The organism is Bifidobacterium lemurum (genome assembly GCF_014898175.1).
GTDB lineage: Bacteria > Actinomycetota > Actinomycetes > Actinomycetales > Bifidobacteriaceae > Bifidobacterium > Bifidobacterium lemurum.
Genome location: NZ_CP062948.1, coordinates 1,697,125 through 1,706,946, shown reverse-complemented (window position 1 = coordinate 1,706,946; position 9,822 = coordinate 1,697,125). Strand labels below are relative to the sequence as shown.

6 protein-coding genes and 1 tRNA gene are annotated in these 9,822 nt (G+C 65.9%); 1 reads left to right on the top strand and 6 read right to left on the bottom strand.

Annotated features, from left to right (window positions below; all coding sequences use genetic code 11):
- Position 1: 1 nt before the first annotated feature.
- The 3 genes from rbfA to nusA all read right to left on the bottom strand — a co-directional run bounded on the left by rbfA (position 2) and on the right by nusA (position 4,892).
- Positions 2-571 carry a 30S ribosome-binding factor RbfA gene (rbfA, locus tag BL8807_RS06465; protein ID WP_072724906.1) on the bottom strand — a complete coding sequence of 190 codons (570 nt, stop codon included), beginning with the start codon at positions 569-571 and terminating at the stop codon, positions 2-4.
- Between the two features lie 217 nt (positions 572-788).
- Positions 789-3,617: a translation initiation factor IF-2 gene (gene infB, locus BL8807_RS06460; protein WP_072724904.1), complete on the bottom strand. Its 2,829-nt coding sequence runs from the start codon at positions 3,615-3,617 to the stop codon at positions 789-791.
- Between the two features lie 228 nt (positions 3,618-3,845).
- A complete protein-coding gene (gene nusA / locus BL8807_RS06455; protein WP_072724902.1) occupies positions 3,846-4,892 on the bottom strand; it encodes a transcription termination factor NusA in 1,047 nt (348 codons plus the stop codon).
- Positions 4,893-5,119: 227 nt separating this feature from the next.
- Between nusA and BL8807_RS06450 the strand changes: the two genes are divergently transcribed.
- Entirely contained in the window at positions 5,120-5,818 is a 699-nt protein-coding gene (locus BL8807_RS06450) for a hypothetical protein (RefSeq protein ID WP_072724899.1), read from the top strand.
- 543 nt (positions 5,819-6,361) lie between these two features.
- On the opposite strand, the gene BL8807_RS06445 is transcribed toward BL8807_RS06450, so the two are convergent.
- From BL8807_RS06445 to BL8807_RS06435, 3 genes are all read right to left on the bottom strand, one after another.
- Positions 6,362-6,450 (bottom strand) — tRNA-Ser (locus BL8807_RS06445).
- An 84-nt stretch (positions 6,451-6,534) separates the two neighbouring features.
- A complete protein-coding gene (locus BL8807_RS06440) occupies positions 6,535-7,335 on the bottom strand; it encodes a transglutaminase family protein (protein WP_072724897.1) in 801 nt (266 codons plus the stop codon).
- A gap of 249 nt (positions 7,336-7,584) precedes the next feature.
- Positions 7,585-9,771, bottom strand: a complete 2,187-nt coding sequence (locus tag BL8807_RS06435; protein WP_072724895.1) for a circularly permuted type 2 ATP-grasp protein — start codon at positions 9,769-9,771, stop codon at positions 7,585-7,587.
- Positions 9,772-9,822 lie beyond the last annotated feature (51 nt).

Below are 9,822 nucleotides of genomic sequence, written 5' to 3'. Positions count from 1 at the left end.
ATCACTCGGCACGGTCTGAGAGACCGGAGTCGTCCGCGTCATCGGAGTCGTCCGCGTCGAAGTCCTCGACCTCGAAATCCTCCTCGTCGTCCCAATCGTCATCGTCGTCGGCGTATTCCGCGTCGTCGTCCTCAGATTCATCCGCATGCTTGTACGGATCGGCGTCGCCGGCGTACTGGGCGGTGGCACGCGCCTTGGCGAGCTCCTCGTCGCGCTTGCGCGCGATGGCGAGGATGTCCTCGATCTCATGCGCCTCGCCGGGCACCTCGTCGTAGACGAACTGCAGCTGCGGGGTCAGACGCAGGCCTGCCTTGACGCCGACCAGCGAGCGCAGACGGCCGCTGGCCTGGTTGAGGGCCTGCTGGGCGCGTTTGCGCTCGCCCTCCTCTTTGCCGGCGTGGCCGAGTTGGGTCCAATACACTTTGGCGATCTGCAGATCGTTGGTGACGCGCACTTCGGTGATGGTGACGTTCGCCAGACGCTTGTCGTGCAGCTGCGCCTCCATCGACGAGGCGATCACGCGCTGGATCAGGGCGGCGATGCGCGCCGCGCGGGGGTTCGTTCCTGCCATAAGTCCATTCCTTGGGTCTTGTTCGTGTCGCGGGGCGTTCCCGGAGACGCATGTCCGCCGCTGAGTCGCGGAGGTTCGCATACGACGGTCCGTTCCGTGGTGGAAGGTGTCCGCGTCACTATCCGTTGCTATCCGTTATTGTGCCATAGACGCGGGAACGCCCGCCTCCGAAAGCCGGTGGCGGGCGTTGGCGTCATATCCCACGTGGTCGGTCGCGCTACTTGCGTTCGACCTCGCGCATCTCGAAGGTCTCGATGATGTCGCCGATTTCGATGTCGTTGAAGGAGCCGAGGTTGATGCCGGCCTCGTAACCTTCCTTGACGGAGGTGACGTCGTCCTTGAAACGGCGCAGCGAGGAGATCTCCAGATCGTTGACCGTGGCCACGCCGTTGCGCAGGATGCGGCACTTCGTTCCGCGCTTGACCTCGCCGTCCTGCACCAGCACGCCGGCGATGTTGCCGAACTTGGAGGAGCGGAAGATCTCGCGGATCTCGGAGTGCGAGGTAGTGACCTCTTCGTATTCCGGCTTGAGCATGCCCTTGAGGGAGGCTTCGATGTCTTCGATGGCCTTGTAGATGATCGAGTAGTACTTGATCTCCACGCCCTCGCGCTCGGCCAGGTCGGCGACCTGACGGTTCGGGCGCACGTTGAAGCCGATGATGACGGCCTTGTCGACCGTGGCGAGGTTGACGTCGTTCTGGGTGATCGCGCCGACGCCGCGGTGGATGACCTGGATGCCGACCTCGTCGGACACCTCGATCTTCATCAGGGAGTCCTCGAGCGCCTCAACGGAGCCGGAGGAATCGCCCTTGATGACGATGTTGAGCATATCGACCTCGGACTCGGCGAGCTTCTTCTTGAAGTCCTCGAGCGAGACGACCTTGCGGCGCTTGGCCAGCTGGGCGGCGCGCTCGGTGGCCTGACGCTTCTCGGCGATCTGGCGGGCGGCGCGGTCGTCCGAAGCCACGAGGAACAGGTCGCCCGCGGTCGGCACGGAGGTCAGACCGAGCACCTGCACCGGGCTGGAGGGCACGGCCTCCTTCATCGGGTTGCCGTTCTCGTCGAGCATGGCGCGCACGCGGCCATACGAGGTGCCAGCCACGATGGCGTCGCCCACGTGGAGCGTTCCGGACTGCACGAGCACGGTGGCCACGGCACCGCGGCCCTTGTCGAGGCGGGCCTCCACGGTGGCGCCGCGGGCGTCCATATCCGGGTTGGCCCTCAGGTCGAGTTCGGCGTCGGCGGTGAGCAGCACCGCTTCGAGCAGCTTGTCGACGTTCAGCCCCTGCTTGGCGGAGATGTCGACGAACATGGTGTCGCCGCCGTACTCCTCCGGCACGAGGCCGAATTCGGTGAGCTGGCCGCGCACCTTGTCGGGGTTGGCGCCTTCCTTGTCGATCTTGTTGACGGCCACGACGATCGGCACATGGGCCGCCTGCGCGTGGTTGATGGCCTCCACGGTCTGGGGCATCACGCCGTCGTCGGCGGCGACCACGAGGATCGCGACGTCGGTGAGCTCGGCGCCGCGGGCACGCATGGCGGTGAACGCCTCGTGGCCCGGGGTGTCGAGGAAGGTGATCTTGCGCGGCTCGCCCTCCAGCTCCACCGTCACCTGGTAGGCGCCGATGCGCTGGGTGATGCCGCCGGCCTCGCGTGCGATGACGTTGGTGCTGCGGATGGTGTCGAGTAGTCGGGTCTTACCGTGGTCGACATGGCCCATGACGGTGACGACCGGCGGACGGGGCTGAAGATCCTCGTCGTCCTGCAGTTCTTCCTCGTCGAGGTTGATGTCGAACTGCTGGAGCAGCTCCTTGTCCTCCTCCTCGGCGGAGACGAGCTTGATGTTCCAGCCGATCTCGTCGCCCAGAATCTGGAAGGTCGCCTCGTCGAGGGACTGCGTGGCCGTGGCCATCTCGCCCAGGTGGAAGAGCACGGTCACCAGCGCGGCCTGATTGACGTTGATCTTCTCGGCCAGATCGGCCAACGTGGCGCCCTGACGCAGACGCACGGTCTGACCGCCGCCGTTGGGGATGCGCACGCCGCCGATGGTCGGCGCTTTCAGCTCCTCGAACTCCTGACGCTTCGCCAGACGGTTCTTACGCGCCTTCGAGGACTTGCCGCCCTGACGGCCGAACGCGCCCGCGGCACCGCCGCGACCGCGGCCGCCGCCACGTGCGGGACCGTTGCTCGGCGCGCCGCCGCCTTGGAAATTGTTACCGCCCTGGGCGCCGCCTCCCTGACCGGGACGACCGCCGCGGAAGCCGCCTTGGGCGCCGCCCTGCTGGCCTCCCTGACCGGGACGGTTGTGGCCCCACTGGCCCGGACGCGCGCCCTGCGCGCCTCCCTGACCGGGACGACCGCCGCGGAAGCCTCCGCGAGCGCCGCCGCCCTGCTGGCCTCCCTGACCGGGACGACCCGGACGGCCGCCACGGCCGCCCTCGACATTCGGTCGGGCCATCGGATGCGGGCGCGGAATATCGCCGGGGGTCGGCGTGCGCATGCCCTGCTTGCGGCTGAACGGATTGTTGCCCGGACGAGGACCGGGGGTGTGGGGACGCGCGGCGGAACCCGCCGCGCCGGCAGCGCCGTTAGCGCCTGCGGCACCGGCATTGGGCGTGGGGCGGGCGGCGGGATTTTGCGGACGGGCGTTGGGAGCGCCGCCGTTGCGAGGCTGCGCCGGACGCGCGGCGCGCGGCTGCGCGGGATCCTGCTGCGGTTTGGCGGCGGGCTTGGCCGGAGCCGCCGGGCTCGGAGCCGGAGCGGACGGAGTCGGAGACTGCGCCGCGGGCTTAGGCGCCGCCGGAGCGGGTGCGGCCGGCTTCGCCACCGGCTTGGCGGCCGGGGCGGGCGCCTGGGTCTTCGGCGCGGCCTTGGCCTCGCCGGATTCGGACTTGGCGAATGCGGCCCGAAGACGGCGGGCCACCGGGGGCTCCACCGTCGAGGAAGCGGATTTCACGAACTCGCCCATGTCCTTGAGCTTTTCGAGAACGGCCTTGCTGTCGACGTTCAAATCCTTGGCCAATTCGTATACGCGTGGTTTCGCCACTAATTACTCCTATCTGAGACCACGCGTGATTGGGCGTGGTCAGTCTGTGATGATGGCAAGCCTACCCTGTCTCATCGTGCGACCATGATCGTGTTACCTCGTCTCTTCGCGGGGCATGACGGCGCGTCGTGCGCCTGCCCGCATCGAAAATCAAGCATACTCGTGCCGCTGGATGTCGCCGCTCGAAGCGAGCCGCGCGCCATCCAGCGGCACGATGTCAGTTGTCGGTCATTCCGCGCTCGACGCCGCTTCGGTGTTCTCCGCGGTCTTGAGCGCATGGGCTTCGGCGGATTCGATGCCGATCTTCCAGCCGGTGAGCTTGGCGGCCAGACGAGCGTTCTGTCCCTCCTTGCCGATGGCCAGCGACAGCTGGTCGTCGTGGATGAACGCGATGGCGGTCTTGTTCTTCTCGCTGATCACCTGCACGCCGGTCGCCACGGCCGGGCTGAGCGCGGCGGCCACGAACTTGGCGGGGTCCTCGGACCAGTCGACGATATCGATCTTCTCCGGCCCCAGATTCTCCATCACCGCACGCACGCGCGCGCCGCCGGGACCGATCAGCGCGCCCTTGGGGTTCACGCCTTCGGTGTTGGCCTTCACCGCGAGCTTCGTGCGCGCGCCGGCCTCGCGGGCGATGGCCATAATCGACACCGCGCCCGACACCAGCTCCGGCACCTCGCGCTCGAACAGCCTGCGCACCAATTCGGGATGGGAACGGGAGACGACGATCTCCGGGCCCTTCAATCCGCGGGCCACGTTCACCACATACACGCGCAGACGCTCGCCGTGGCGGTAGCGTTCGCCCGGCACCTGCTCACGACGCGGCAGAATGGCCTCGACATCGCCGATGGCCACGTGCACGTTCGTCGGATCGGAGACGTCCTGCTGGATGATGCCGGTGATGAGCTTGCCCTTCTGGCCGGAGAACGCGCCGAACACCTTGTCGTCCTCGGCCTTGCGGAACAGCTGGCTGATGACCTGGCGCGCGGTGGCGGCGGCGAGACGGCCGAAATCGTGCGGAGTGTCGTCATATTCCTCGCTGAACGTGGGCGCGGGGTGCGGATCGTCCTCGGTGGGCTCCTGACGGATCTCGTCCACGGCCCATACGGTGAAGCTGCCCGAACGCTCGTCCAGCTCGACGCGGGCGTGCTTGGCGGCGTGTGGGGTTTTCAGATAGGCGAGACGCAAGGCCTCGGCCAGTGCGTCATCCAGCGTCTCGGGATCGATCCCCTGCTCGGCGGCGAGCTTGTGCATTCCAGTCAGATCCAGTTCCATCGTCCGACCTCCTATGAAGTTATTTCCGAGCGCTTGGCCCATATGGTCACAGTCAACTATTAGTGTAGTTTCGTATGCAGACACGTCATCGGTTCCAGCATGCCCACTCCCCTCGCGCGACTTGGGCCACGCGCGCCCTCGCGCTGCTGGCGGCCGCGGGATTGACGGTGTCGCTCGCCGCGTGCGATGCGCCGCGCCTTGCGGGCCGGGCCGAAGCGGAACGGGAGATGAGCGCGTGCGAAAGCGCGTACGTGGACGCGCGTTCACGCTCCTCGATGATGGCCGCGGACAGCGGCGAGCCCCTGTTGGTGCGCTATATCGCCTCGCTCTCCCAGCCCGACGACTGGCTTGAGGTGGCCGCGCAATGCTCGGAACGATTCGGCGAGGGCGCGCTGTCGAGCGCGCGCGCCGAACTGGTCCAAGCGTCTCTGGCCGCGAAGCTGGGGCAGAGCGCCGCGCAGCGGACGCGGTACGCCCGCCTTGACGGCGTGGAGTCCTTGGATGCGGATCCGCAGGCGCTGCTCGACATGGCGCTGGCGGAGGACCGCGCCGGATTCGCCATCGAGGTGCTCGCCGCGCGTGGCGTGCCGTATGCGGATCTCGACACCGGCGACGACCATAAGGCCACGGCGCAGCAGTTGGTGTCCTTGGCGGGCGTGGAGCCGGATTCCGAAGACGATCCCCGGCAGAAAGTGTATGCCGTCGACACGCTGATCGCAGATGCCGACACCGTGACGGACACCGCCACCGGCCTGAGGGTCCAAATGGTCGCCGCGATCGAAATGGATTGCGCGCGCGCCGAAGCCGCGTCCTGGTCCGGCACGGATGCCGAAAGCGCGGCCATACTGGCGGATCTGGTGGCCCAACACGCCTATCAGGCCTTCCGACTCGGCTACCCCACCAGCGACGCCGCCCTCTTCGAATAATCCACGGCGATGTCTCCGTCGGCGTGGGCGGATTGACGGATAATAACCAGTCATCCACGGTGCCATCTTCGTCAGCGTGGATGAACTGACACATATTGACGATTCATCCACGATGATGGCCACGCCAACGTGGTTGAGTTGGCAGATAGTGACCAATCATCCACGCTTAGTGCGCTCAGTGTGGATGACTCGACGGTATGTAGCGATTCGTCCACGGTCAGGCTTCCGTGCATCGTGATATGCTTCATATCGCAACCTTAGTGATAAGCCGACGTAAGCCGACAATCACACAGAAGGCCCGGTATTGCTAGTGCCGGGCCTTTTGCTTATCGGCTCACGCCGGTAAACGGCCCGTCATATCAACGAGGATGCCGCATGTGACGGCATCGAGTATCAGCGATAGCAACATCAAGACCGCCGTGTGACCCGTATGACGGGACCGTTCCGTAGGCGTGATGCATACCGTGCGTCGAAATGGGCAAAACGTAAAAGCACCGGAATTCGGCATGAAAAAGGGTTTTGGGCGGAACCCAAAACCCTTGGTGGCGGATGAGGCGAGATTCGAACTCGCGGAGGGGTTCGCCCTCACACGCTTTCGAGGCGTGCTCCTTAGACCGCTCGGACACTCATCCATGCTGCTTCGAAAAGCAACTTGTCCATTATGCCACATTTTTTCGCCCGTGCAACCGGCGTGCCGCGCCGGGCCGCCCGCGCGATCACAGCTCCTGTTCGTGCACGGAGGCGTTCACCCATTGGGTCTGGCGCACGTCGTCGCCGGAGAATATGCCGATGTCGAGCATGCAGTCGCGGTAGTCTCGCCCATGGGCGATGGTGATGTAGTTGTCGTCGACCATGCGGTTGTGCGTGGGGTCGAGTCCGATCCAACGCCGGTCGTGGTAGACCTCGACCCATGCGTGGGTGGCGCCCTCGCCGCCGAGCAGTCCGGCGATATAGCGCGCCCCCAGTCCCAGATGACGGCAGACGGCGAGCATGACGTGGGCGTAGTCCTGGCAGACGCCTTTGCGCTGCGTGAACGCCTCTTCGGCCGTGGTGCGGATGGTGGTGGCGCCGGGCGTGTAGACGAAGGCGCGGTACACCTCGTCCATCACCTCGCGGGCGCGTTCGATCGGCGTCGCGTCGGACGGCAGCGCCTCCACCCGCGCGCGGCACACCTCGATCAGTGCCGTGACGGCGGGGCCGGGGATGGTCAGCGCGGAATCGAAACGGTACAGCGGCTTGTCGATCTCCGGCTTGATATGGGCGTTGTCCACGAAGGCGATGCCCGTCACCCGGTAGTTGAACACCGTGTGCGCCTGCGGAATATACCCCGTGTTGACCACCGAACCGAACGAATCGACGGTGGTCTCCAACTCCACGTCGGGCTCCATCGCGATCTGCACGTCCACAATCTGCTGGCGCGGACCCGTCGCGGGAACGCAACGCAGCTGGAAACGGTGGTCGGTGACCGGCGAGCTGAAGCTGAGCCTCATCTCATAGTCAAACACCAGTTTCTTCATGGAATATCGAACTCCTCAAAGGATGCGCGAAACGTCCCGTCCACCTTACCAGCTCCGCCGGCCCACAGGACGGGGACGTCTTACCGATCTCACCCGTTTCGCCGCGCCGGGCCCGTCCCAAACCGGCCAAACCGACCAAACCGGCCAAACCGGATCCGGAAGCGGCCGGGCAGGCCCGGTCCCGGTCGAGCCAGTCCAAACCCCGCGGACTCGCGGCCGGACCGGCTCGACCGGACCTGTCCAGCCCGCTCAGGGCCGTTCCGCGTCCATGTTCATGGCGTTGAGCTGTCCCATATCCTTGGCTTCGGAAGCGATGGACCGCCCGCCGAAGTCGTCGAGGAACATCCGCAGCCGCTCCACCAGTTCGGGGTATCCGCGTTCGGGAAGCTGGGCGAGCAGCCAGCGCACGCCGTCCGCGAAGCATTGCGGCAGCGGCATGCCGTCCAACGTGCGCGAGTAGGTCTCGAGTTTGCCCATCGGCGCCGCCATCTCACTGGCCGGTAGGTTCAGCCGCGTGTACAGGTCGATGCGTTCGACGTATTTGCCGATGAAGATGAAGGCCTTGAGGCTGGGATCGACCGTCGAGTTCTCGACGCCTCCCCAGAAGGCGAGTATGTTGTCGGCGATGTCGCGCTGCTTGTAGATGTCCTCCGCGTTGGCGAAGCGGCTGGCAGCGTCGGTGATGTTCGTCACCGCCAGTTCGATGTATTGCAGCAGGCGCGAACTGAGTTCCGGCCGCAGGATCACCGCGTTGTTGAACGCGGCGACGATGGCGCTGCGCACCGAATCGGGCTGGTCGCCGTCGTACAGGAAGCTGCGGATGAACGCGTCGAAATCCTCGAAATCCTGCGGCAGGTCGAGCGCCCGGGCGAAGGGACGGAACGCGTCCACGTCCGTGTCCATCACGCGGTCATAGAAGGGCAGGAACTGGACCAACGTGGTGAACGCGCGTTCGGTGTACCGCCCCAGCCAGAACAGGTTGTCGGCCTTCGAGGCGGTGACCAAGGCCAGCGCGTGCGAGCGAGAATGCGGCATCAGGTTCACCGATTCGATATGCTCGTCGCGTCGGATGGGCTTGTGGTTGGGATCGTCGGGCGCGAGCACCCACGTGTCTTTGAATCCGCCTCCCTGCGATGAATTGACGATCATCTGCCCCGGCACCGAGGAGTAGCGGGTGAGTCCCGAATACCATACGTGCGTGTTCTGCCCGGTGACGACGAACGCGCGCAGGTCGGCCTTGCGCGGGGTTTCCCTGCCGGTGAGCGGATCGACCACGTCGAGGTCCTTGAACTGGATCACCTCCTGGGCGATGAAGCGGCGCGGCTCGGCGGCGATGCGTTCGGCCAGCTCGGCGCGGGCCGCGCGGTCGAGGTCGCGTCCGAACACCACGCCGTAGCCGCCCGCCTCGGCCACGTCCTTGATCACGAGCTCGCCGAGCCTGTCGAGCACGACGGCGCGGTCGTCCTCGAACATCGGCATGTAGGTGGGGGCGTTGTTCAGCAACGGCTCCTCGCCGAGGTAGTACCGGATCATCCGCGGCACGAAATAGTAGATCGCCTTGTCGTCGGCCGCGCCGTTGCCCGGCGCGTTGACGATCGCCACATTGCCGGCGCGGTAGGCGGAAAGCAGCCCCGGCACGCCGATCACGGAATCGGGATTGAAGGCGAAGGGGTCGAGGTATTCGTCGGAGAGCCTGCGGTAGACCACGCCCACGCGATGCCTGTTGCCCGCGTAGTCGAGGAAGAACAGCTGGTTGTTCATCACCTCGAGGTCTTCGGGGAAGGCGAGCGTCGCGCCGGTTTTCTCCGCCAGATAGGCGTGTTCGAAGAACGCGGAGTTGTATCGTCCGGGCGTGAGCACCACGGCGATGCCCTCGGTGGAGACGAAATCCATGGCCTTGCGCAGCAGCCGCGGATAGTCGCGGTTGTCGCGCACGCGCACCTCGCGGAACAGTTTGGGGTTGATGCGCCGTTCGATATCGCGCGCGAACAGCGGATAACTGGCGCCGGAGGGAATGCGCAGATTGTCCTCCAGCACCCACCAGCGGCCGTCCTCGCCCTGCACCAGATCCTCGCCCGCGATGTGCGCGAACACCCCGCCCGGCGGCGTCACGCCGTTGACCTGCGGAAAATAGCCGGCGGAGGTGTAGACGAATTCCTCAGGTATCACGCCGTCATGGATGATGCGCTTGTCGGAGTAGATGTCGGCAAGGTAGGCGTTCAACGCGTTGACGCGCTGCTTCAGGCCCGCCTCCAGCCGGTCGTATTCGTCGGATTCGATGATCCGCGGAATCGGATCGTAGGGGAACAGCCGGTCGTGATATTCGCCGCCGCTGGTCACGCCGAAGCGCACGCCGTTGCGGCTGAGCTCCCGGTTGATGTCCTCGCGTCGGTTGATCAGCTCGTTCGCGAGTGTACGCGCCGCACGTTCAATCATCGTCTCCGCTCCCTGGGTGGATGCCTGTGGGTCGGCCCGGCGTCGCCCCGT